We start from the raw sequence: 23,204 nt of genomic DNA, 5'->3' as shown, positions 1-23,204 counted from the left end.
CTCCTTATCGCCATCTATCCTTAATCTTATCATATCCGGACTTCTGTGGAAAGAGCTATATAATGTAAGTAACTAGCCAACCATCGGGCTTTTTTTGCCTTTTTTTTCGCTTGGTAAATTTTTTAATACTTAGATTAGTTGCAATTTAAGAGACCAGAAATGGTCAGTGCTTGGCACTGGAATAACGTCCTCCTTTGTTATCCCAGTGCCCAGACACTGGGATCCAGGAAACTTAATTGCAAGTAATGCATTGGATTTGGTGAGTATGGGTTTTATGTTATAGAATGAAACACTTTTGGTGAATTTGTAAAGAAAACTGGATCCCAGTGTTTGGGCACTGGGATGACAAGGTATAAACCTTATCGTCATGCCGCCGCGAACCGTCATACCGCGATTCATTCGCGGTATCTCAGCCGCTAACAAGAGATCCCGCTAACAAGTAGCGGGATGACGGTTGTCGTTCAGCCACAAACATTAAGAAATTTACCAAACGAAAAAAAAGGCAAAAGAAGCCCTGGGGTTATTATCCGCTTTAAAATATTGGCGTTTTTTATGTTTTAAACGCTTGACAAGCGAGATTCAGCCGCTTTTAATTGCAACTAACTTACGCTGCAAATGTTTAAGAAATTTACTAAGCAGAAAAAAAGACAAAGAATCCCCGAGTTAGCTAGTCTTTTACTATCTCTGTCGAGTATTGGCATTTTTTGATGTCTTGTAACGCTTTATAAGCGCGTTCAGCTTATTTAGATAAAAATCTAGATGTAGATGAAGTTTTGTAAAGACATACAGTATCTATATACTGCAAAAAATTGAACATAAGACGCCGATACATTAAGTAATCCTTACCTTTTAATCTGCAGATTGGCGAAAGCAAATACAATAGCTTCACTATCATGATAAGGGCGCTGGCGAAGGGTGTCAAGTAAGTTTTTTCGTTTCTATTCCCAATAAAAGTTTGTTATATGGTTATGCAAGAAGTTTAATGAATCGCGGTATGACGTCTTAGCTATAGATGCTGGTTTGTGTGATTTCAAGAGAAGTTTAGTAGATAAGTTGTGTTTTAAACCAGATTCGGTATTTTAAACTGAACATTTTCAGTAATACCACCTGGCATAACTGAAATTTTTACACTCAGGTTTACTTTTAGGTAGTCTATTAATTCATCAACTAATATGTCAGGAGCGGAAGCACCTGCAGTGATCCCTATCTTTTCTACGCCCTGAAACCAGCTTTTATTCACACAGCTGTAATTATCAATCAAGTAGGCTCTTTTTCCTCTGGCAGTGCACAGATCTAATAAGCGGTTTGAATTTGAGCTATTTTTACTTCCTACAACTAACACCATGTCTACAATTTCAGCCAGCTTTTTAACAGCATTTTGTCTGTTTTGTGTTGCATAGCATATGTCCTTTAAATATGAACCTGTTATGCCTGGAAACCTTAATTTCAGGGCAGCAATAATGTCGCGAGTATCGTCGATGCTTAACGTAGTTTGTGTAACATAAGACAAATTATCTGGATCTTTAACCTTTAAATCATATACATCCTGCAAAGTTTGCACTAAAATGATAGGATTGTTTACTCTTCCTCTAATTCCCTTAACTTCTGGATGGTTTTCATGCCCAATGAGAATTAATTCTTTACCACTGTTTTCATACCTTTTTGCTTCTTTATGCACTTTGCTGACTAAAGGACATGTTGCATCAATCACTTGAATACCCTTTCTTTTTGCCTCATCTTCTATATTTTTTGATACTCCGTGCGCGCTGAAGATCAGTATTCCTTCATTATCTTCAATTTCCTCGATACTGCTTACAAAAACCACTCCTTGTTTCTTAAAGTCCTCTACTATATATTTATTGTGAACAATTTCGTGTAGCACATAAACTTGGCGCTCGTTTTTGTATTTTTCTAAAGTAATAGCTAATATGTCCACAGCTCTTTTTACCCCGGCACAAAAACCTCGTGGTTCAGCTAAGATGATTTCCATTTTTGTCAAATCAAGTAAATATGCAAGCATTACTTAAAAATAAGCTCCGCTCACTGTGTTTTATAGTACCATTATTTATATTTTATATAATAATTATTTTTCGCATATTCTCTTTAACATTTGATCAACTTACTACTTCAGAAAATTTTAGAAAAGATAATATAGTACATAAACAACCTGATATTTTAGATAGAAATGGAGTGGTAATAGCAACAAATGTGCCCACAACATCACTATATATAGATGCAACCAAAGTAAAGAATCCGGAAAGTATAGCAGCACAACTGTGTTCTACTTTGCATGACCTCGAATACAAGAACTTATATAGAGTACTTACTTCAGAAAAGAAATTTGCTTGGATAAAGCGGCACTTGACTCCAAAAGAATTACTAGCGATCAAAAACGCTGGTGTACCAGGAGTAAATTTTTATGACGACATAAAGCGTATATATCCTCACAGTAATTTATTTTCACACGTGCTTGGTTACACTGACATAGATGGCAACGGTATTGCAGGAGTTGAGGCATATATAAGTAAAAATAATGAGCAAGAAAAGCCCATAATACTATCCTTAGATACACGAGTGCAAAGCATAGTGCATGAAGAGCTAACTAAAGCTGTAAGCAGATATCAGGCACTTGGCGGAGTAGGAATTGTTTTAAATGTGAGAAATAGTGAAGTTATCTCGATGGTCAGCCTACCTGATTTTAATCCCAACTTACAGAATAAGGCAGAAGACGTACAAAAGTTTAATCGCGCCAGTCTTGGGGTATATGAGATGGGGTCGGTATTAAAATACTTTACAATAGCCGCAGCGCTTGATGCGAACGCTACAAAAACTAGCGATTTATATGACGTATCAACACCAATCACCATTGGAAAGTATAAAATTCAGGATTTTCATAAATCTAAAATTCCAAAAATTACTGTGCAAGATATATTTGTAAAATCATCCAACATTGGTGCAGCAAAAATTGCAGTCAAACTAGGTATTGAAAAACAGGTAGAATACTTTAAAGCTATGAAGCTATTTTCTCCTTTGAAAATAGAAATACCAGAAAAATCCACACCGATAATCCCGGATAAATGGAGTGAAAACACTTTAATAACAGCATCTTATGGTTATGGCATAGCTGTAACTCCTATACATCTTGCACAAACTGCAGCAGCATTAATCAACAATGGGATATTTCATAACGCAACCTTGATGTTGAATAAAAGAAGTATAGGAGAGCAAATTATCTCAAGAAGAACTTCCAGGGAAATGAGAAAATTATTACGTGCAGCAGTAACAGATGGCACTGGCAGAAAAGCAAAAATAAAGGCATATTCAATAGGAGGAAAAACTGGATCGGCGGAAAAAGTTGTAGATGGTAAATATAGCAAAGATGCAAACATAGCATCATTTATAGGAGTGCTAACTATGCTTGACCCAAGGTACATAGTGCTAATTGCTATTGATGAGCCTCAAGGGATGCACCATACCGGGGGAATAATTGCTGCGCCTATAGTAAAGAACATTATAAATAGAATAGCGCCTATACTAAATGTTACACCTGAGATGTAAAATTATGATTGCTTTACTACAACTTCAAATTTATCATCACCAAAATCCTTATTAATATACCAAGAACCATCATCTTTAGTTACAAATTCAAGACCTTTAAGGTCTTTTTTTATTGTCTTTCCATTTTGACCATCAATAGCGATATTAATATCGAATGTAATAATGTCTAGATTTATCATAGCTTCTTTCCCGCTACACGAATTTAGACTGAACTTGCCTAACATGACATCATTAAAACTCACTTCCCCTGTATAGACATCACACTGACCGTCCACACAACACGTAGTTTCAATATAGAAAAGATCTGACATACAAAATACCTTAAAAAAAAGAACTAAACATATATGGCCACTACACCACACCGCTAACAAGTAGTAAAGCGTCGATAAACCTAAGTTACTTTAGCTACGTAGCCATAATACAGCTAGAAATGTAAAATTCAACAGTTAATTGTGTGATTAATAGAGAAGTCTTATTTAGTACACCTTATAGGAATGGCTGTTTAGTTTTTTTGTTAATCTTTTTTACCATGCTGTCAATCATATGCTTTATCCCTTGATATACAGAGTATGTACTTTCGTCGCTACGCATATAAGCAGAACAGGAAAATACATTATGTTCTTCGTCTTCTATTGATAACTCTGTATCGCATTTTATGTGCTCGCCGCCAAGCCTTTCTATCAACTGTTCTCTGTCATCTCCTATAGTTACCTTAACCTTACTTTCTTCTTTACCTATCTTGCTACTTAAAATTGAAACAATGATGGCTGGAGATATGCATATCGCTCCTATTGGCTTTTTTGTAACAAAAAATTCTGAAACTAATCTTTCAAATTCAGGCATTACTGTCACCATGTCTTTACTTTCAGCTAAGTCAGATAAATTTTTCGCAACCCCGTATCCACCAGGTACAACTAGCATGTCAAAATTTTCAGCTTTGGCTTCTTTTAAGTCATATATTTCGCCTCTTGCGATTCTTGCTGCTTCTACAAGTACATTCCTTTTTTCTTTTGTTGCCTCTTTTGTTCTATGATTCATAACTTGTGTGATATTGATATCAGGTGCAAAGCATTTAACATCCACTTCCTGCTGATCAAGCACAAGCAAACTTAAAACCGCTTCTCTTACCTCTGCACCGTCAAGGTGACCACACCCTGATAAGACCACAGCAGCTTTTAATTTTTTTTCACCCATAAAGTACCTTGATTTCATATAATCTAGATATTTTAATACAAATTCTATATTTGGAAAGGGGTATGTTATATCAATTATAATATAATTAATGATTAGTATGTATAATTAGGCATATTTATAATCAACGAAGCTGAATATGGAATCTAGCAATAGTATGTTTTTTGACACTGACTATCCAGAACTAAGAAAAGCTATTTCAGATATAATAGAAAGTATTGCACAATCCTCACAAGAGGGGAAAAAAGAGTTATTTACAACCCTATCAGAACAAGTTAAAGGGATGAACCTCAAAGATTTAGGTTTAGCGATTAATGACCAAGGCTTGCAAAAGGAGGTCAACAAAGAATTATTTATAAAATTCATTGAAGAAGCGCTTGAAGGTTTAACTTCTGAAAATGTTGACTCAAAAATAATAGAAGAGGCGTTAAAATCTGTTAATCAGCAAGCAATAAGTAATGTTATAAATAATAATAAAGGTCCACTGGACAATCTAGTCAATTATTTTAAATCAGCATCTGCAAATAAAAAAATTGGAATAGCTTCTGCCGTAATGGTATTAGGAGCAGCATTTTCTCCACTTATTGTGCTTGCTACATTAATAGCACTTGTAGGTATTGGAGCACGTTATGCAGGAATAGGTATAGTAAAGGAAGGGGAAAAAATAAAAGAAGGTGCGATTGATGCAGGAAAAGCAGTGAAAAGTTTATCTAAAAATTTAGGGGATAAATTGCCTGAGGTTGGGCCAAAAAAAGATAACTTTAGTAAATTATACAACAGTTTGGCTCAAGAGATTATAGGCTATAATATGTCCGAAGAAGGTGAAAAAATAAAAAACGCCCAGAGTAAAGCAAAGGTCATAGGCATGCTTCAAAATGAAGGGCAGCGATCTGCTATACAAGAGTTAGTAAAGAATGGAACTATTCAAAATTTTTCAGAAGATGACATGAAAAAGCTTAGAGAAAAAGGTACTAGTACTTATGAAAGTGATAAGGAAGCACTTGAGGAACTTATGGAGAAATTTCAATCTATAGCCTTTCTTATAATAGTCCGAATGCGATAAGATATGTGTTTATGGCTATAGCAGGCCAGTAGCATATTACGGTCTGTTCGGATTATTGTAAAAAGAGCTATAAAATTATGGCCATTGGTGAGGGTAAAATAGAGGAGGTAGAAAAAATGGTTAATGATAAAGTTAACCAAATGAAGTCACCAGTTCCTCAATTAGATAGTCCAAGTTCTGAACAAGCGAGTACAGGAGAAACCAAAACCCTCTGATGGCTTGGAGAGGGAGGGAATGGAAAAGGTAGAGATCTATTCTTTTTTATCCACTTTTTTGACCAATCCACTTCCACATCTAACACACATCTCAGTGATTATAATATCCAATTTTTGATCATGTTTTTCTACAGGTAAATCTTTACAATATTGTTTCTCATAGGCTACACCTATAAATATTTTTCCAAGTGGCCGCAGTTTTTCTATCATTGTATCATACCAACCACCGCCAAAACCCAATCTATTAAAATGATCATCAAAAGCAATAACAGGAGTAATGATTGTGTCGGGAATTACATCTTCATTTATTTCGTTCCATTTCTCAAATTTTAGTAACTTATTTTTATTAGGAATTGCTACTTTATAATCTAAATCGAGTAAACTATGCATCAAAGGCACAACATCTATTTCCCCATCCATTGGAATGTAAGCCGCAATTGTTTTGCCTTTAACGTAGCTTAAGTTCTGATTAAAGAGATTAATAAGGGAATTTGCTGCATAACTGGAATAACTTTCATCAATATCTTTTCTTATAGCTCTATATTGCTCTCTTATTTCCTTTTTGTGCTGTTTAATATCTTTGAACATGATCTATCCATTTTGCAGTAAGTTTTTCTTGTAAACTATTTTGCTTCAAGCGCTCACTTAAAAAGTCAAAGTCAACACACCCCATATCCTGGTCTTGATTACTGCAACTATAAACAAAACTCCTTTCTCCTGTTTTCGCATTTATATGTTGCTGCACACACTGAGCGCAGATTTCTTTCATCATACACTGCATAGGAGAATTAACTGATGATATCGCTATGTGGCCTGATTTCAGATATGGCTTTAAAATTGTTTTTCTAGCTTCATTCACAGCTTTCATCATTTTGTCAGAACCAATAGTGATAATTTTATCTATAACGTTCAAATTAATACCTAATCTTCCTTGTTGATAAGAGACTATTGCATCAACTATATTACCATGAAAGGATTTATCTTGATCTCTGCTTGTTTCTATCAATCCTTCTTCACATGCCCAAACTACTGCATTTGATGCACGCTCTATCAGTGCTCGTTTAAATACATCACTTAACTTCTTATAGCCAGCAAAGTACAAAACCTTGTTATTATTTTCAAGACATGCCTTCCCTATCGAAAATAACACTGCATTTCCAACTCCACCACCAATTAGCATTATATTCTTCATGTGCTATTTTAACTGCATTTGTTCAAATTTTTTGAAATTTTATAGAACAAAGTAATTTATATAGTTCTATACACAAAGACAAGAACACTCTCTGACTTCAACTATACCGATAACTGATAGCTGCATTTTTACGCATATCATCTAATAACAAGTTGCTTTGTATCATAATCTTTTGTTGGTACATTTTCTGTTTGATTGCTTCTATACCCGCTACATTACTCTTGATATCACACAACATCATCAACTTTGCAGTGCCATTTTCTCTCAATTCTACTATTTCATTCACACTTGTTTTACTAAATAAAATCTGTAAATCAGGATTTAAATCTCGCATTTTTATTTCAAATTCTTTTGCGTTTGGCAGCTTAAAATTATCTGCCAATTTATCAAAATTTAAACAACTGACCTTTTGCTCCTTGAGATTATCTAATAAACTTTCTGAACCTTCAACCACAATCTGTTTTAATTTTAAAGTGCTTTCCAGCAGTGCATGATTAAGTTGTACTTTATCTATTACTTTTATAACGGAGTAACCTTCACTGAAACTGAATGGACCTGCTATGTCGCTGGTTTCTAATCCTTCTAAAACGCTCTTGAGTTTTCCTTTTAGCTGACTTAAATTAACTGTTGCTTTACGCATCTTTATTGGAGATTCTGGGTTATCACTGTTGCGTAATTTTTTTACTAAATCTTCAGCTATACCATAAACGTCCTTGTCTTTTTGATCAGGAATTATAAACTCTTGGAACGTGATAAGATAATCCGGCTTTTCTGTTTGCCTTTTTACATCATCTACTTCTTTATCGCTTATATTAATAAATGGCACAATTCTTACTTCAATAATTTTGCTCCACAGTAACTGACATTTTATTTGTTTTCTTAAAATACCAAGATCTATATTATGCTTCTCTATGTATTGATCAACTTCATTAGCCTTAAGTTTAAAACTTTGGGTTAAAAATAACATAATAGCATTATCTAACTCCTCGTTGCTCAATTTTATATTCAGCCTCTGTGCTTCATTGATAATGATAATTTCGTCTATTAGCTCCCTAAGCACTTGAGGCTTTGCTTCTTTTTGATTAACACTTTGAGTGCCAAACAATGAATTTATAAAGTTGATGCGTTTTTCGATATCTAAATTTGAAATTGGTTCACCATTTACATCTGCAACAATTTCAATCTCGGTTGCAAGCAACCTAAGTGGCAACACTATCAACAGTAAAATTAGTATTTTATACATACAAGTAAAGTTAATAACCAATTCTATAATAAATACTGAGTCAATGCTAGCCAACTTTTTAATAGTGATCTCAGTGACAATGGAAATAAAAACCATTGCAACAAAATCAGGTACGCTGGTAAATAGGCTAAAAACATGCTAATATAGCGAATTTAAACCGTGCTAAAAACAGTATACGGAAGGAGAGGGATTCGAACCCTCGATACGACTTTTGGGTCGTATAACGGTTTAGCAAACCGCCGCCTTCAGCCGCTCGGCCACCCTTCCAAATTTAGAACCTAAAGATTATATAATACCAAGACCTCTACCGCCTGTCTAATGCTTTTAATTGCAATATTTGTATCTGTTCAGATGCATGGCTAATGCTGAAACAAAAATTCCAGTGCTCCCTTTCTTGTCATCCCAGTGCCCAGACACTGGGATCCAGGATTTTGATTAGCACTAAGTTGGTGAGCATATAAGTGTTATGTTAAAATATAACGTTTTTACGGAAAGTCTGGATCCCAGTGCCACGCACTGGAATGACATCGTTTACTATGTGCCATATTGCAATGTTCGTACAGTTGTGCGCGGTATAGATTCCGCTAACAAGTAGCGGAATGACGAATTTGTTGTTTTTCAAATTGTGGGCAAACCTAAGCCACTTTAGCTATAAATCAATAAAAACTAATTTCTGCTTTTTTCAATGATTTTCTTTGCTTCTTCCACACCAACCCATTCTCCAACTGCTACCGTTTTTCCCTTTTCCAGATCTTTATAATGAGAAAAGAAATGAGTAATTTTATCTAGTAGGCTTTTAGATAAGTCAGAATAGTCCTTTATATTGTCATAATAGCTATCAACACTGGAAACAGGCACTGCTAATATTTTCTCATCTTCTCCTTTTTCATCTTTAGTGAGTAATGCGCCTATTGGACGCACCGATATTAAAACACTAGATGCTAAGGGAAATTGAGTTAGCACCAAAACATCCACAGGGTCACCATCACCTGCGCAGGTATTTGGTATAAATCCATAATTGCAAGGATAAGTCATTGAGGTAGATAAAAATCTGTCAACTTGTAACAACCCAAGCTCTTTATTAAATTCATACTTTACAGGCTCAGCATTTGCACTTATTTCAATTACCACATTCACCGCATTTGGTCCTGCTGTTATTTTACTTAAATCCATAAATTACCTCTTAACTTAAGAATAAGCATTATACAATATGTACTTTTAAGTTGCTACATTTATGTAGTTCTAAGCTTGTTTTGCATGGAGCAGTCTAATTTTTTATTCTGCACATCATCGACTGTTGAAAGTGGTGGTTCCTGTGGTGGTTCCAATAATTGAAATAAGGCATATACTATTACAATAGTAAGCACCGCACCAACTATCAGGTTAGTAAGGTTGTCTTGTGGCAAAACATTTTTTATTGAGTTGAGCAATTTTTGCTCCATAAGGAAATAATCAGCAACAGATAACCCAACAGATAATACAAACATACCCAAAATAAGTTTACAGGCTGTATTTTTATGGTTCTTTTCTTTTTTCTTGCTGACAATGAAATTTGACCTACATTTATTCTCTTTTTGTGGCACTGAGTAGTATATATTTTTAGGGTTTGTTACTAATTGTTCAAATTCATCACTATTCTGGTTTTTTAGCAATTGCTTCAAGGTTGGTCCAATGCTTTTAAAGGTTGGAAAATTTTGATTATTTTGATCTGCCAACATATTAAATGTTCTGTTTAGGCTACCTATCTTTTCGCGATTCAGCGTATATTTAGTGGCTCTATTTTGATCTTTCAGATTAATACTTTGCAGTAATCCAGCTAAATTCGTTATATATGTGAGAAAGACCACGTTATCTATTATTGGTAAATTTTCTTTTTTTATCGACTCTTTGTGATGTTCAGAAAGCTTATGATAGTCGACAAGTATAGAAAATAACAACACTACATCCTTGTCTACTTTTATGTCTTGATGAATAGAATAATAGCTGCTGATAACGCACTTATTTAATGCAAATTCTCTATCGTATTTATTTAATGTAGTTTCTTCATCTAGCAACTTTCTAACACCAATGAGTACTTTACTTTCAAAATCTTTTTCTGTTTTAAATATTGGTTCTCTCTTTGGATTTGCTAAAATGTTAAGTAAATCTAATTTTCTTCCATCTACTACTTCATTTATATATTCATTTAACTCAGATCCTTTAATAACTTCATATATTTTATCTATGACATCTTTAGTATTCAGGTTATTGTTTTCACTTAGAATTCGATAAGCTAGAGCATAAATTAAAAACAACCCTTGTAGACTAAATTTTAAGTTAAAATAGTAATCTAATTGTTCATCTTGCTTCTGTATGAATTCAGACAAACCAAAATGATTTCTGTGATCCATAAAACGACCTAAGTCAGCATGTTGAAAGCTACCTAAAAAAATAAATAACGTCTCTAATAAATTACCCTTACCAACAATTTTTATTAGTTCTTCAATTTCTTTTATCATTGCTGAAACCTATAATGTTCTACTTTATAGTATAAGGGATACATGGCAAAATAGCAATAAATGTTATTAGACTTCTTGCATAACCCAAACTAAGTAGAAAAAGGTATAGCTATACCGCCGCGGCACTAACAAGAGATCCCGCTAACACGCAGCGGGATACTATCTACACCGTCATACCGCGATTCATTCGCGGTATCTCTCAACATAGATCCCGCTAACACGTAGCGGGATGACAAGGCTTATCGTCATGCCACCGCGAACCGTCATACCGCCGCAGCGCTAACAAGAGATTCCGCTAACACGCAGCGGGATGACGAGACTTATCTTTATGCCGCCGCGAACCGTCATACCGCCGCGGTATCTCTAGATCCCGCTGGGATGACGGTTGTCGTTTAGCTACAAACATTAAGAAATTTACCAAACGAAAAAAAAGGCAAAAGAAGCCCCGTGGTTGGCTAATTACTTACATTATACTTTCAAGTATGGCGTTTTTTTATTCTAAACACTTAATAACCGCGATTTAGCTGCTTTTAAGCCGCAACTAATCTAAATTATAAACGTTAAGAAATTTACTAAACAGAAAAAAAGGCAAAAGAAACCCTAGGGTAGCTAGTTATTCACTATCCATTTTTTAAGTTGGCGTTTTTTTATGTTTTAAACGCTTTATAAGCGCGTTTCAGCTTATGTTAGGTCAAAACCTAGAAATTTTATAAAGACATAAGGTGCACATAGTGCAAAAAATTAAACATGAGACGCCAGATACGTGAGTTTTTTTGTCATTTAATCTGTACAGAGAAGATAAATAAATAGCTTCAGTTTCATGATAAGGGGGCTGGCGGAGTTTGTCAAGCAAGTTTTTTTGTTTCTATTCCCAATGTTATATGGTTATGCAAGAAGTCTATTGTATGTTTACACTCTGCATTAAAGCTTTTAGTTAAGAGCATATCCATCCACCGCCGATAACTTGCTCATCTTTATACGCTACACAGGCTTGACCTGGACTGATGCCAAAGTAATCGTCGTTTAAAATGACACAGGCTTTATTTTTTTCGTCAGTTGAATGTATTGTTGCTAAACTTCCCGCATGTGATGATCTCAGCTTCACAGTTACTTCCATACCTTCCTTTGGTTGTTCTAACCAATTTAACTCCTTGATCAATATTTTTTTTTGCATTAATACGTTGATCGGACCTACTATAACCTCATTATTTTCTGTATTAATTTTTATCACATAAAGAGGTTCATTGTGTGCGATACCCAAGCCCTTTCTTTGCCCCACTGTAAAATTTACTATGCCACTGTGCTCGCCTAGCACTTTTCCATTAACATCCACTATTTTACCTTTCTGTACAGATTGTGGAGCTAATTTAGCTATTGTTTTACTATAGCTTTCGGAAACAAAGCATATATCTTGACTGTCCGGCTTTTCAGAAATTTGTAAGCTGAAATACTTTGCTAATTTTCTTATATCACTTTTATAGAACCCACCTAGTGGAAATCGCAAAAGCTTCAATTGCTCTTGAGTTGTAGCAAACAAAAAATAACTTTGATCTTTACTTTTATCAATGCTTCTGCACAACTTTACCTCACCATTTTTTTCTAACCTTCTCACGTAATGTCCTGTTACGAGCACATCCGCACCAAGATTTTTTGTAACTTGCAATAGATCACGAAATTTTACCGTTTGGTTACATCTCACGCATGGTATGGGAGTTTCCCCACGCATATAGGTACTCGCAAAATCCTCTATTACTTCCTTTTTGAATATTTCCTCATAGTTTAAAATATAGTGAGGAAAGCCAACACTTTCAGCTACACGCTTAGCGTCATAAATATCCTGTCCAGCGCAGCATGCGCCCTTTCTTGCGTTAGCATTACCGTCGGTGCCATAGAGTTGAAGAGTCACACCTACCACTTTGTACCCAAGGTTATGTAGCAGTGCTGCAGCAACGGAGCTATCAACTCCCCCGGACATTGCAACAACAGCCTTGGTCTGGTGCGGAGCTTTATCTTTTAGCAGAGGTTCTATTTCAAATTCTTTTAGCATAATCGCCTTAATTTATAAACACAAACTTGGTGTCATGCAAGTAGCTGACACTGGAATCTAGTTTCTATTACACAATTTCATCGAAACAGCATACTTGTTTATAGTCAATTTTTCTGGATCCCAGTGTTGGCTACTTGGATGACATCTTTATGCTTGAGGTAAAATTTGCTATAAAATTCGATGAACTACCTTTAAAAATAATTTAATCCTGCTTAAATAAAACATGGCCAAAATAATCCATGTTTTCAAGCACTTTTCCGCTACCCAGAGCAACACAACAAAGTGGGTCATCTGCAACACGAACTGGTAGTTTTGTTGTTTCACTGATAACTTTGCCCAAGTTACGCAATAATCCGCCGCCACCGGATAAAATTATTCCTTTATCGACTATATCAGAAGAAAGTTCAGGTGGAGTGCTCTCCAGTGCAGTCCTAATAGCAGAAATTATCTGATGTACAGGCTCTATTAAACTCTCTGCAACTTGGTATTCTGATAAAAGCATTTCTTTTGGCATGCCACTCACTAAATCCCTGCCTTTAATTATCATTCCCTCTTTGTTATTTTCACCTGGCAGACTGGCTGAACCTATGCTTTTCTTAATTTTCTCAGCGGTTGTTTCACCGATTAATAACTTATGATTTTCACGAATATATGATTTTATTGCTTCATCCATAATATCGCCACCTACTCTGGCAGAACGTGAATAAACAATTCCGCCTAAAGAAATAATTGCAACTTCAGTTGTACCGCCTCCTATATCAACAATCATAGAACCCTCAGGTTCAGTAACCGGGAGCCCAGCTCCGATTGCTGCAGCCATTGGTTCTTCAATTAAAAATACTTCATTTGCACCAGCACTTTCTGCTGCATCTTGTATAGCACGCCTTTCAACTGGCGTGGATCCAGATGGAACGCATATGATAATATTAGGTTTATTAACAGTGAATTTTGTGTTTGCACTGCGTATGAAATATTTTAGCATTTCTTCCGCACTTTTAAAATCAGCAATAACTCCATCCTTTAAGGGCCTTATCGCCTCTATTTCTCCAGGCGTTTTCCCAAGCATCATTTTAGCTTTTTTACCAAAAGCATAAGGAACGTAACTTCCTTTTTCTTTTATTCTTGCTACAACTGAAGGCTCATCAAGCACTATTCCCTGATTTTTCTGATAAACTAAAGTGTTTGCAGTACCAAGGTCTATAGCAATATCGCTAGCAAACAAACCTTTGAAAGTAAAAAGGCTATAAAACTTTCCGGTTAATTTTCGAACAAAATTCATACATAACTCAAGAAAACCATTTATTAAGACAAATTATACTTTTCAGATAAGTAGTAAGTAACACACTCAACGTCTAAACCCTTACCTGTTACTTTTTTTAGCAGTTCCAGGCCACACTTTGCACTGTATATATTTTGAGATAACCAACTGATAAGTAAACTAAAATCTCCTTTTATTATAGCACTTAATGATTCGTAATGATTCTTTTTAACGCAAGAGAAAATCTGCACAGCAGCAATTAAAGCAATAATTTTTATAGGAAAGTAGCCCATAACACCGCTTGCCCAATATTCATCTTGAAAATAAGTGTTTAGCTCATTTTCAGCTTTTACTGGAATTTTATAGTGCTTCATACCTTCCAGCCACGCATCATGCAGGTCTTTGACTTCCAATGTACCATTTATTATATCTTGTTCTAACCTAGTTCTCAACATAATATGAGCTAACAGACTAAATTCATCTGCATTTTTTAAAAAAGAAGAAAGGTTTATTTCATTGAAAATCAAGTACAAATTTTCAACACTGCTAACTTTCTCGTTAGTTTTGCCTTTTATAGCAAATTTCTCTTTTATGTGTGGTTGAATAAACTCAATAAATTCTCTGGATGTTCCAATCATCCTTTCCATGAATAACCCTTGAGTTTCATACATAACATGTCTCGTAATTGGACTACTTATAGAATTTTGCGCTAAACATTTTTGATAAATTGCATAACCACTATGCCGTAAAAGTGAAAATAAACCATAACAAAAATCAGATTCATCATAATCTATAGGGTAGTAATAAGAAGTACGAATCTCATTTAGTGCAATACCCATTTGCTGTAAACATAATGAGCCAAGTTCAATCTGTTTCTGAGTAGCAACTTTTTGTATATTAGTAACCTTATCCTTATCCTTTTTCTGCTTTTCAATTATTTTATCTACATTTTCGCTAAAAAATTTGCCTACCTTGGGGAATACTTCCCTTATATTCTTTTCTGTGATATCAGAGTCATAGTCAGCAAGCAGTGAGTCGTATTTTGAGCATTTTAATTGCTGCGATTTTATAGAAGCTACTTCGCGAATGAGTGTGATTAAATCAGTAAAACGTTCTTTTAGTTTTTCTAAGTTACTGGTTTCAGAATGAGATAGCTTCCATAAATTTTGGCATTCAACCTTAGCTTTGGATAAAGACTTTACTAAATCAATAGGAACAGCACTGTTGCTTTTATGTATTCTCTCTATTAACTTTAGCTGCTGAGTATTTGCACTTTTTTTGTTACCAAGAGCATCTGCTAATGATTCCTTTATTGCGTCATGAGAGATAATTTCATGTCTGATTTCTTCTAGAAGACTCATTTGTTCAACTTTGTCCTCTATATTCAATTGGCTTTGGTTTAGTACTTTTAGCGTATTTTCGATATTCTCTACCCTATATAATACTTCCTCTAAAAACTTATAAGATTGCATATTTGTTCATTATTTTAGAAAACATCTGTTTAATACCGTAATAGATTAATAATAAAGTTAAAAGTATATTTGCTTAAAGTACAATAAAAAATTGTACTTTTTATTCTTTTATTGGATTTTTCTATTCAGAGTCCAGCATATTATAGGAAAATTAATTGTAAGGTTGTAGAAAAAGTATTTAGTATTTTATTTCTCTTGACTATATTACAATATGGAGAGATATTAGCTACTGAAATTAAAGTTACGCACTATTTAAAATTTATGGAGGTTTAGTAATGTGGAGTAGACTGGTTATAATGTGCTGTTTTTGTTTATTACTTACTGGTGTAAGTTCTTGCCCAAAAAAAGGAGCAAATACAACAAATAAAATAAATTCTGTTGTTAAGCAGATAGGTGATAAAAGAGTTTTCTTTGGTTATGATGAATCTAGTATTGCTGAAGTAAGTGCAGATGCATTACTTGACGTAATGGAGGTGTTACAAGATAACCCTGACGCGAAGGTTACTTTAACTGGTCACACTGACAACCGTGGTTCTCATGAATATAATCTTGCGCTAGGCGCTAGAAGGGCTGATGCAGCTAAAAAATTTATGGTTAGTTGTACACCCTACATAGAAAACAGAATAAAAACTGCTTCTAAAGGTGAAACTGAGCCTTTGGTTAATGTAAAAGATGATTCTAGAAATTCTAAATATGAAAAAGAGCATGCTAAAAATCGTAGAGTGGAATTTTCATTTTCTGGAATAAAGAAATAGTTTCTTGCATTAAAACCTGGATCCCAGTGTCAAACACTGGGATGACATAAAGAAAGGGCACTGGGGTAGACAAAAAAGGACAAACTTGTCATATTTCGTTGCTTGTTAGCGGGATCTATATATACCACAAATAAGTCGCGGTATGACGTAAGAGATCTGACCTGTCTGGCCATCAAGAGACATAATGGAATTAGAGTTATTATTTCAAAATGTGGTTAATAGTTTTGCTTTCTATAACAATCAAGTTGCAGTTGCAGTATCAGGTGGTGTAGATAGTATAGTCTTACTGCACTTAATGACTAACTGGGCAAAAAAAAACAAGCTTTCACTTCCTATAGCATTAACAGTAAATCATGGATTACGTCCAGAGTCTCAAAAAGAAGCTGATTTTGTTGTAAGTTATGCAAAGGAACTTGGAGCAAAGGAATCGTTCATATTAAATTGGGAGAAGCAAAATATTAAAGGCAATATTCAGTTACAGGCACGAAAAGCACGGTATAAGTTACTAGCAGAGTGGTGTAAAAATAATAATGTTAAATATTTACTTGTTGCTCATCACAAAGATGATCAAGCAGAAACGTTCTTGTTAAGATTAGAGCGAGGTAGTGGCGTAGATGGATTATCATCAATGGACTACAAGTCTTTCCTAAATGGTATTTATATATTTAGGCCATTGTTAAATTTTAGTCGTAGTGAAATAGAAAAGTACGCTAAGCTTCATCGGTTAAAATGGATCGAAGATAGAAGCAATCATGACTTAAAATACAGACGAACTTTATACCGTAACTTACTTAAAGCAAGTGATAATCAAGAGATTTTAACAGAGCGAATATGCCTCACAGCCCTTCATATGAAAAGAGCTGCAAAAGCGTTGATGCACTACACACGCCTTGCGTTTAATGACTGCGTTAATGTGCATGATCTTGGTTATATTGAAATTAAACTAAGTGAATTTTATCAATTGCCAGAGGAAATAGCCTTGAGGCTTCTTCTTTACTCTATAATGGCAATTGCCAGTAAACATTATAAACCAAGGTACAGCAGCCTCATTGCAATATTTAATAGAATATTGCAAAAGGATAGTAATGTTAACTGTACACTTTCTGGGTGTAAAATAAGAAAGTATGGAGAAAATATCTTAATAATTAGAGAATCGTCAAGGATACAAGAAATTACCGTAAACCTACCTTTAAATGAACCTACCCAATGGGATAACAGATTTAGCTGCACAATACTCGGAAATCAAGGGTGTTCAGTTATCATCGCTCCATTAAAAAAAACACAAAAAGTTCCTGAATTTCTGAAGGATTACAACTGCTGCCCTGAAGTTTTCTACTCTTTGCCTACAGTACAAAAAGATAGCAAGGTGCTTGCTTATCCTGATGTAAATTATAACGGAAAAAATACCAATGACGATAAGGTTCAATGCATTATTAATAGCACGATAAAACAAAATTTGGTAAGCTTGATTAGTATTTAGTTAGAAATAGAAATGAAAAAATTTTTAGAAGGCTTATTGATCTGGTTAGTAATTATTGTTCTTATTTCAGTTGCTTATATTCAATTCAGCGGAAATGTAGGTAAAAGTAAAACAATTATATCTTTTTCGGAATTTTTAACTAGACTAGAAGACAATGATGTAGAAAATATTGTCATAAAAAACCAGAGCATTGAAGGCAAGTTCAGGGACGGTTCAAGTTTCAATTCAAGCGGTGTCATATATAGCGACCTAATAAAAAATTTACATGATAGAAAAGTGAGATTCTCCTTTTCAACTGGAGATTCTGCCATGAACGTAATTGGTGGATTACTTATCTCATGGGTCCCAACATTTATCTTTATTGGCTTTTTGCTATTCTTGCTTAAACAAACACAAGCGGGAGGCAACAGAACTATAAGCTTTGGCAAGTCAAGGGCTAGACTCATGACTAGTGGAAAAAAAGTAACATTTGATGATGTTGCTGGAATTGATGAAGCAAAAGAAGAGCTAGTAGAGATCGTTGATTTCCTTAAACAAAGGCAAAAATTTCAAATATTAGGTGGAAAAATACCAAAAGGGTGCCTTTTAATTGGCTCTCCTGGAACTGGTAAAACTTTACTTGCTCGTGCAATTGCAGGAGAAGCTAATGTGCCATTCTTTAGCATTTCTGGATCTGATTTTGTTGAAATGTTTGTTGGTGTTGGTGCGAGCCGTGTTCGTGATATGTTTGATCAAGGCAAGAAAAATACTCCTTGTATAATTTTTATAGATGAGATAGATGCGGTGGGTAGACATCGTGGCATTGGTCTTGGTGGCGGCAATGATGAAAGAGAACAAACATTAAATCAGTTATTAGTTGAGATGGATGGCTTTGAGTCTAATGAAGGTGTAATAATAATTGCTGCGACTAACCGTCCGGATGTCTTAGATCCAGCACTGCTTAGACCTGGTCGTTTTGACCGACAGATTACTATTTCTTTACCCGATATAAATGGGCGTGAAAAGATATTAAATACTCATATAAAGAAAATATCAATAGCACCAGATGTAAACGTGAAAACAGTTGCAAGAGGAACACCAGGTTTTTCAGGGGCTGATCTAGCAAATTTGGTGAATGAATCTGCACTTATCGCTGCAAGAAGAAACAAGAAAATTGTTACCATGGATGATTTTGAATATGCACGTGATAAAGTAATGATGGGCGTAGAAAGACGATCCCTAATTATGACAGAAGAGGAAAAGAGACTGACTGCATACCATGAAGCTGGTCATGCGATAATTGCGGTTAATATGCCTGCTTCTGATCCTATACACAAGGCAACAATCATTCCAAGAGGTATGGCCTTAGGTTTAGTTATGAGACTACCGGAAACAGATAGAGTGTCCAACACAAGAGAAAAGCTGATAGCAGATATAACTGTTGCCATGGGTGGCAGGGCAGCAGAAGAGTTAATTTTTGGCTACGATAAAGTTACAAGTGGCGCGTCTTCTGATATACGACAAGCATCTAACATAGCACGTGCTATGGTAAAAAAATGTGGAATGAATGATGAGATAGGGCTAGTGTATCACAATCGTGAGGAGCAAGATCCACAACATCCTCATATGACATCTGAAGATACGCTAAAGCTCATAGATGAAGAAGTGAAAAAAATCATATCTTCTTGCTATGAAAAAGCAAAAGACATTTTGACCAAGCATAAGAAAGGCTTAGAGCTTATTGCTGAAAATCTACTGGAGTTTGAAACTTTAACAGGAGATGAAATAAAGGATATACTAAACGGAAAAAAAATTGTTAGAGAAGAAAATGAGAAGAATGAGAAAGTAAAAAAATCCTCTCTCTATGAGAGTTGACCTCATCTTAAAAATGCTAATCAGCTAACGCTGCAATAAAACATTCAGAATTGTAACTGTCAATATAAATTGTATTAAAATATTCATAATATTGCATTTTCATCACAATAATGCTATCATTCAGTTAGTATTAATGTTTAATGAGGTGTGAGTAATGATTGATATAGCTTCTATTGGTGTAAGTACAGTTATAGCATTTCTCATAATAGTCCGAATAGGTCATAGGAAGGCAGAATCAACAGCACGACGAAAGGATTCGAATAGAGGAATGTTTTTCCTGGCTCTGTTTTTTATAGCAAACCAATGATGCTCAATTTTGTTAAAATCTGGAGAATAAGGCGGCAGATACAAAATTTCTGCACCGACTCCTTTAGCGAGCTTGATAAGCTTATCAGACTTATGAAAAGTAGCATTATCAAGAATGACAGTTTGTCCAGGTTCTAAGATCGGTGCCAAAAATTGCTCAAACCATCCATTAAAAATATCCATATTACAGTGGCCTTCAAATGTTAATGGAGCAACTATCTTTCTTCTACTTAAGGCTGCAACCATGCTGATTCGTTGAGTTTTTTTTCCAGATTTTAGGGCATAAAATCGCTGTCCTTTCTGGCAATACCCATATGGATAGTCCTCCGTGTTATCAATCCCAGACTCATCTATATACACTAAGTTTTCTGGTTCTTTTGTTGCTATAATTTTTAAGAATTCAGCACGTTTTTCTTCGTTCCTTTCCTTGTATCCATATGTCTTTTTTTGCGCGTAAATCCAATTTTTCTGAGAGCTCGGTGGATCGTTTCGATACTAACGTTGCCCCAAAGTTTAGCCATTTCCGACAGAGTTTTTCTACCGTGTTTTTTAGCAAATTCGATAAACTTATTCCAGTCGATAATTTTCTGATTGTAACCTCCATTACCGAGTTTTTTGACTGAAAGTCGCCTGTTTCTTTTTTTCTTTGCTTCCACTCCCACAAAGTAGTTCGTCCAATTTTAAATCTTGCTGCCACTGCTTCTCTGCTTTCCCCTTCGTCTAGTGCTTCCATTGCTTTTTTTCTTAAATCATAACTATATGCTGCCGGCATCCAACCTCCTTATCGCCATCTATCCTTAATCTTATCATATCCGGACTTCTGTGGAAAGAGCTATATTGATCAGAATTATAGAAGAAAAGCACAATTATGTTTATCAGGATTATTTGTAACTGTGTCAATAGCAACTGTTACCTGGTTTATTTTCCCTGCGTCACAAAATGTATTAGCTCCGTTTTTACTTCCGGCTATGTTCTTGCTCTTCACTTTATCGATGGGTTATTACATGTTCATATTTAGTTGTGAAGAAAAATCTTTGGTAAAGAATGTTCTTGGTATGGTTGAACCGGCTGAATCGGTAAAGAGAGTGCATTGCCAAGAAAATATTAAGTCCTTATTAGCAGAAGTGAGAAGTATAGCTCTTTCCACAGAAGTCCGGATATGATAAGATTAAGGATAGATGGCGATAAGGAGGTTGGATGCCGGCAGCATATAGTTATGATTTAAGAAAAAAAGCAATGGAAGCACTAGACGAAGGGGAAAGCAGAGAAGCAGTGGCAGCAAGATTTAAAATTGGACGAACTACTTTGTGGGAGTGGAAGCAAAGAAAAAAAGAAACAGGCGACTTTCAGTCAAAAAACTCGGTAATGGAGGTTACAATCAGAAAATTATCGACTGGAATAAGTTTATCGAATTTGCTAAAAAACACGGTAGAAAAACTCTGTCGGAAATGGCTAAACTTTGGGGCAACGTTAGTATCGAAACGATCCACCGAGCTCTCAGAAAAATTGGATTTACGCGCAAAAAAAGACATATGGATACAAGGAAAGGAACGAAGAAAAACGTGCTGAATTCTTAAAAATTATAGCAACAAAAGAACCAGAAAACTTAGTGTATATAGATGAGTCTGGGATTGATAACACGGAGGACTATCCATATGGGTATTGCCAGAAAGGACAGCGATTTTATGCCCTAAAATCTGGAAAAAAAACTCAACGAATCAGCATGGTTGCAGCCTTAAGTAGAAGAAAGATAGTTGCTCCATTAACATTTGAAGGCCACTGTAATATGGATATTTTTAATGGATGGTTTGAGCAATTTTTGGCACCGATCTTAGAACCTGGACAAACTGTCATTCTTGATAATGCTACTTTTCATAAGTCTGATAAGCTTATCAAGCTCGCTAAAGGAGTCGGTGCAGAAATTTTGTATCTGCCGCCTTATTCTCCAGATTTTAACAAAATTGAGCATCATTGGTTTGCTATAAAAAACAGAGCCAGGAAAAACATTCCTCTATTCGAATCCTTTCGTCGTGCTGTTGATTCTGCCTTCCTATGACCTATTCGGACTATTATGAGAAATGCTATACTACGAAAGATAGGTTTCGTAACGTGCTTGTTAATCTTTGTTTTGAAGATCGTAGTAAAGCACACAAACTTGCATTATATGTGAAAGAAATTGACGATATTGTGTCTTCAATAAAAAATAAAGACCTCTTAGACCATTTTGATCAATTTTTTACTATTACTGAAGTAAGCAATAAAAAAAATAGAAGTGAATTAATGAACCTCGCAAGGGCATATAAGATGATAAGTGAAGAAGATCAAGACAAAATACAGGATTTTTTAGCTACTCAAACAAAAAGTTATTCATATGAAATAATGTTACCTGAAATTGATAATTTTCTATCACAAGCTAGGTGATTTTATCAATAATTTCATTGTGTACGTGATTATCATTTTTTGTTTCAATTCCAGTGATAACACTGCACCTAACGGGCTCTTTTATGGCTATTTCCTGAAATCCTTTTCTGACCTTATTGTAAAAATTAACATCCATTTCTTCATATTTATTCTTGTCTTTTGCTCTATTTAACCCAACTTTAACATCAATATCTAGAATGAATGTAATATCTGGATATTTAATTTCCACTAGCTTATGTAAGTCCCTTATTAGCCCTAAGTCAACTCCAAACCCATATCCTTGATATGCAATAGTTGAATCAATAAACCGATCACAAATCACTATTTTTCCTTCTGCAAGAGCTGGTAATATTAATTTTTTCATATGTTCGCGCCTCATCGAGATAAGTAGCAAGAGTTCAGAAATAGAATCAATATTATTCGTTAACAATACTCCTCTTACCTTCTCTGCAAAGTTAGTGCCACCTGGTTCTCGAGTCAATACCACATTATTTTCGCCGCGAATTTGCTTAAAATGATTTGCAAGTAGCTTAGATTGTGTTGTTTTACCAGAGCCGTCTATTCCTTCGAAAGTTATGAACATAAGTTTTATAATTATAATACTAAAAAAGAATATGCAAACAGTATACATAGAAACCGTTTGACATTTAA

21 protein-coding genes, 1 tRNA gene and 2 pseudogenes are annotated in these 23,204 nt (G+C 34.9%); 8 read left to right on the top strand and 16 right to left on the bottom strand.

Annotated elements, in window-relative coordinates; genetic code table 11:
• Positions 1–129 precede the first annotated feature (129 nt).
• Entirely contained in the window at positions 130–399 is a 270-nt protein-coding gene (locus ABWU67_RS07280) for a hypothetical protein (protein WP_244663114.1), read from the bottom strand.
• A gap of 661 nt (positions 400–1,060) precedes the next feature.
• A complete protein-coding gene (gene ispH, locus ABWU67_RS05560; protein ID WP_341822166.1) occupies positions 1,061–1,990 on the bottom strand; it encodes a 4-hydroxy-3-methylbut-2-enyl diphosphate reductase in 930 nt (309 codons plus the stop codon).
• A 20-nt stretch (positions 1,991–2,010) separates the two neighbouring features.
• Between ispH and ABWU67_RS05555 the strand changes: the two genes are divergently transcribed.
• On the top strand, positions 2,011–3,558 hold the full coding sequence (locus tag ABWU67_RS05555) for a peptidoglycan D,D-transpeptidase FtsI family protein (RefSeq protein WP_151807547.1): 1,548 nt from the start codon (positions 2,011–2,013) through the stop codon (positions 3,556–3,558).
• Between the two features lie 2 nt (positions 3,559–3,560).
• Here the strand turns inward: ABWU67_RS05555 and ABWU67_RS05550 are convergent, their stop codons facing one another.
• Together ABWU67_RS05550 and elbB are read right to left on the bottom strand one after the other, a co-directional pair.
• Positions 3,561–3,869 carry a hypothetical protein gene (locus tag ABWU67_RS05550; RefSeq protein ID WP_010081942.1) on the bottom strand — a complete coding sequence of 103 codons (309 nt, stop codon included), beginning with the start codon at positions 3,867–3,869 and terminating at the stop codon, positions 3,561–3,563.
• Positions 3,870–4,044: 175 nt separating this feature from the next.
• Positions 4,045–4,752 carry an isoprenoid biosynthesis glyoxalase ElbB gene (elbB, locus tag ABWU67_RS05545; RefSeq protein WP_022626165.1) on the bottom strand — a complete coding sequence of 236 codons (708 nt, stop codon included), beginning with the start codon at positions 4,750–4,752 and terminating at the stop codon, positions 4,045–4,047.
• 136 nt (positions 4,753–4,888) lie between these two features.
• Here elbB and ABWU67_RS05540 point away from each other — a divergent pair, with 136 nt between their 5' ends.
• Positions 4,889–5,812 carry a hypothetical protein gene (locus tag ABWU67_RS05540; protein WP_353281878.1) on the top strand — a complete coding sequence of 308 codons (924 nt, stop codon included), beginning with the start codon at positions 4,889–4,891 and terminating at the stop codon, positions 5,810–5,812.
• On the opposite strand, the gene ABWU67_RS05535 is transcribed toward ABWU67_RS05540, so the two are convergent.
• The 10 genes from ABWU67_RS05535 to ABWU67_RS05490 all read right to left on the bottom strand — a co-directional run bounded on the left by ABWU67_RS05535 (position 5,773) and on the right by ABWU67_RS05490 (position 15,737).
• Positions 5,773–5,952 carry a hypothetical protein gene (locus ABWU67_RS05535; protein ID WP_353281877.1) on the bottom strand — a complete coding sequence of 60 codons (180 nt, stop codon included), beginning with the start codon at positions 5,950–5,952 and terminating at the stop codon, positions 5,773–5,775. The genes ABWU67_RS05540 and ABWU67_RS05535 overlap by 40 nt on opposite strands.
• A 111-nt stretch (positions 5,953–6,063) precedes the next feature.
• A complete protein-coding gene (locus ABWU67_RS05530) occupies positions 6,064–6,615 on the bottom strand; it encodes a 5-formyltetrahydrofolate cyclo-ligase (RefSeq protein ID WP_353281875.1) in 552 nt (183 codons plus the stop codon).
• Complete coding sequence (locus tag ABWU67_RS05525; RefSeq protein WP_006279429.1) at positions 6,599–7,219, bottom strand: hypothetical protein; 621 nt, start codon at positions 7,217–7,219, stop codon at positions 6,599–6,601. Before ABWU67_RS05525 ends, ABWU67_RS05530 begins: the two co-directional genes overlap by 17 nt.
• Before the next feature lie 97 nt (positions 7,220–7,316).
• The gene (locus ABWU67_RS05520; RefSeq protein ID WP_095742874.1) at positions 7,317–8,462 is read right to left on the bottom strand and encodes a SurA N-terminal domain-containing protein; all 1,146 of its coding nucleotides are present in this window, start codon (positions 8,460–8,462) and stop codon (positions 7,317–7,319) included.
• A gap of 176 nt (positions 8,463–8,638) precedes the next feature.
• Positions 8,639–8,729 (bottom strand) — tRNA-Ser (locus ABWU67_RS05515).
• Positions 8,730–9,128: 399 nt separating this feature from the next.
• Positions 9,129–9,635, bottom strand: coding sequence for an inorganic diphosphatase (ppa, locus tag ABWU67_RS05510; RefSeq protein WP_151807542.1), 507 nt, complete (start codon positions 9,633–9,635; stop codon positions 9,129–9,131).
• Between the two features lie 59 nt (positions 9,636–9,694).
• Complete coding sequence (locus tag ABWU67_RS05505) at positions 9,695–10,960, bottom strand: hypothetical protein (RefSeq protein ID WP_341820370.1); 1,266 nt, start codon at positions 10,958–10,960, stop codon at positions 9,695–9,697.
• 934 nt (positions 10,961–11,894) lie between these two features.
• Positions 11,895–13,007: a tRNA 2-thiouridine(34) synthase MnmA gene (gene mnmA, locus ABWU67_RS05500; RefSeq protein WP_209473297.1), complete on the bottom strand. Its 1,113-nt coding sequence runs from the start codon at positions 13,005–13,007 to the stop codon at positions 11,895–11,897.
• Positions 13,008–13,209: 202 nt separating this feature from the next.
• Positions 13,210–14,286, bottom strand: a complete 1,077-nt coding sequence (locus tag ABWU67_RS05495) for a rod shape-determining protein (protein WP_209473299.1) — start codon at positions 14,284–14,286, stop codon at positions 13,210–13,212.
• A gap of 23 nt (positions 14,287–14,309) precedes the next feature.
• Positions 14,310–15,737, bottom strand: a complete 1,428-nt coding sequence (locus tag ABWU67_RS05490) for a carboxypeptidase (RefSeq protein ID WP_353281872.1) — start codon at positions 15,735–15,737, stop codon at positions 14,310–14,312.
• Between the two features lie 275 nt (positions 15,738–16,012).
• Between ABWU67_RS05490 and ABWU67_RS05485 the strand changes: the two genes are divergently transcribed.
• The 3 genes from ABWU67_RS05485 (at position 16,013) to ftsH (ending at position 19,826) form a co-directional block, all read left to right on the top strand.
• Positions 16,013–16,492: an OmpA family protein gene (locus tag ABWU67_RS05485; protein ID WP_010081889.1), complete on the top strand. Its 480-nt coding sequence runs from the start codon at positions 16,013–16,015 to the stop codon at positions 16,490–16,492.
• Positions 16,493–16,676: 184 nt separating this feature from the next.
• Complete coding sequence (gene tilS, locus ABWU67_RS05480) at positions 16,677–17,972, top strand: tRNA lysidine(34) synthetase TilS (protein WP_208571594.1); 1,296 nt, start codon at positions 16,677–16,679, stop codon at positions 17,970–17,972.
• A 12-nt stretch (positions 17,973–17,984) separates the two neighbouring features.
• The gene (gene ftsH / locus ABWU67_RS05475; protein WP_353281870.1) at positions 17,985–19,826 is read left to right on the top strand and encodes an ATP-dependent zinc metalloprotease FtsH; all 1,842 of its coding nucleotides are present in this window, start codon (positions 17,985–17,987) and stop codon (positions 19,824–19,826) included.
• Between the two features lie 219 nt (positions 19,827–20,045).
• Here ftsH and ABWU67_RS05470 read toward each other — a convergent pair.
• A pseudogene (locus ABWU67_RS05470) lies at positions 20,046–20,904 on the bottom strand (IS630 family transposase).
• Between the two features lie 232 nt (positions 20,905–21,136).
• Between ABWU67_RS05470 and ABWU67_RS05465 the strand changes: the two are divergent.
• From ABWU67_RS05465 to ABWU67_RS05455, 3 genes and pseudogenes are all read left to right on the top strand, one after another.
• Positions 21,137–21,295 carry a hypothetical protein gene (locus ABWU67_RS05465; protein WP_353281869.1) on the top strand — a complete coding sequence of 53 codons (159 nt, stop codon included), beginning with the start codon at positions 21,137–21,139 and terminating at the stop codon, positions 21,293–21,295.
• Positions 21,296–21,329: 34 nt separating this feature from the next.
• Positions 21,330–22,188, top strand: a pseudogene (locus tag ABWU67_RS05460) (IS630 family transposase).
• Positions 22,185–22,553, top strand: a complete 369-nt coding sequence (locus ABWU67_RS05455) for a hypothetical protein (protein WP_353281867.1) — start codon at positions 22,185–22,187, stop codon at positions 22,551–22,553. The pseudogene ABWU67_RS05460 and the gene ABWU67_RS05455 overlap by 4 nt, the downstream one beginning before the upstream one ends.
• Here the strand turns inward: ABWU67_RS05455 and tmk are convergent.
• Complete coding sequence (gene tmk / locus ABWU67_RS05450) at positions 22,546–23,136, bottom strand: dTMP kinase (protein WP_010081998.1); 591 nt, start codon at positions 23,134–23,136, stop codon at positions 22,546–22,548. The two genes, ABWU67_RS05455 and tmk, sit on opposite strands and share 8 nt — an antisense overlap.
• Positions 23,137–23,204: the final 68 nt, after the last annotated feature.

Origin of the sequence: Wolbachia endosymbiont (group A) of Aleiodes leptofemur (genome assembly GCF_964028465.1) — a bacterium.
Taxonomy (GTDB): domain Bacteria; phylum Pseudomonadota; class Alphaproteobacteria; order Rickettsiales; family Anaplasmataceae; genus Wolbachia; species Wolbachia pipientis.
Note: the sequence above shows the minus strand (reverse complement) of the source record. Positions and strands in the feature narration are given on the sequence as shown.

Excerpts from the sequence above, each read along its gene's own strand:
- ABWU67_RS07280 (WP_244663114.1), bottom strand. The coding sequence starts at position 399 with ATGAATCGCGGTATGACGGTTCGCGGCGGCATGACGATAAGGTTTATA.
- ispH (WP_341822166.1), bottom strand. The coding sequence starts at position 1,990 with ATGGAAATCATCTTAGCTGAACCACGAGGTTTTTGTGCCGGGGTAAAA.
- ABWU67_RS05555 (WP_151807547.1), top strand. The coding sequence starts at position 2,011 with ATGCAAGCATTACTTAAAAATAAGCTCCGCTCACTGTGTTTTATAGTA.
- ABWU67_RS05550 (WP_010081942.1), bottom strand. The coding sequence starts at position 3,869 with ATGTCAGATCTTTTCTATATTGAAACTACGTGTTGTGTGGACGGTCAG.
- elbB (WP_022626165.1), bottom strand. The coding sequence starts at position 4,752 with ATGGGTGAAAAAAAATTAAAAGCTGCTGTGGTCTTATCAGGGTGTGGT.
- ABWU67_RS05540 (WP_353281878.1), top strand. The coding sequence starts at position 4,889 with ATGGAATCTAGCAATAGTATGTTTTTTGACACTGACTATCCAGAACTA.
- ABWU67_RS05530 (WP_353281875.1), bottom strand. The coding sequence starts at position 6,615 with ATGTTCAAAGATATTAAACAGCACAAAAAGGAAATAAGAGAGCAATAT.
- ABWU67_RS05525 (WP_006279429.1), bottom strand. The coding sequence starts at position 7,219 with ATGAAGAATATAATGCTAATTGGTGGTGGAGTTGGAAATGCAGTGTTA.
- ABWU67_RS05520 (WP_095742874.1), bottom strand. The coding sequence starts at position 8,462 with ATGTATAAAATACTAATTTTACTGTTGATAGTGTTGCCACTTAGGTTG.
- ppa (WP_151807542.1), bottom strand. The coding sequence starts at position 9,635 with ATGGATTTAAGTAAAATAACAGCAGGACCAAATGCGGTGAATGTGGTA.
- ABWU67_RS05505 (WP_341820370.1), bottom strand. The coding sequence starts at position 10,960 with ATGATAAAAGAAATTGAAGAACTAATAAAAATTGTTGGTAAGGGTAAT.
- mnmA (WP_209473297.1), bottom strand. The coding sequence starts at position 13,007 with ATGCTAAAAGAATTTGAAATAGAACCTCTGCTAAAAGATAAAGCTCCG.
- ABWU67_RS05495 (WP_209473299.1), bottom strand. The coding sequence starts at position 14,286 with ATGAATTTTGTTCGAAAATTAACCGGAAAGTTTTATAGCCTTTTTACT.
- ABWU67_RS05490 (WP_353281872.1), bottom strand. The coding sequence starts at position 15,737 with ATGCAATCTTATAAGTTTTTAGAGGAAGTATTATATAGGGTAGAGAAT.
- ABWU67_RS05485 (WP_010081889.1), top strand. The coding sequence starts at position 16,013 with ATGTGGAGTAGACTGGTTATAATGTGCTGTTTTTGTTTATTACTTACT.
- tilS (WP_208571594.1), top strand. The coding sequence starts at position 16,677 with ATGGAATTAGAGTTATTATTTCAAAATGTGGTTAATAGTTTTGCTTTC.
- ftsH (WP_353281870.1), top strand. The coding sequence starts at position 17,985 with ATGAAAAAATTTTTAGAAGGCTTATTGATCTGGTTAGTAATTATTGTT.
- ABWU67_RS05465 (WP_353281869.1), top strand. The coding sequence starts at position 21,137 with ATGTTCATATTTAGTTGTGAAGAAAAATCTTTGGTAAAGAATGTTCTT.
- ABWU67_RS05455 (WP_353281867.1), top strand. The coding sequence starts at position 22,185 with ATGACCTATTCGGACTATTATGAGAAATGCTATACTACGAAAGATAGG.
- tmk (WP_010081998.1), bottom strand. The coding sequence starts at position 23,136 with ATGTTCATAACTTTCGAAGGAATAGACGGCTCTGGTAAAACAACACAA.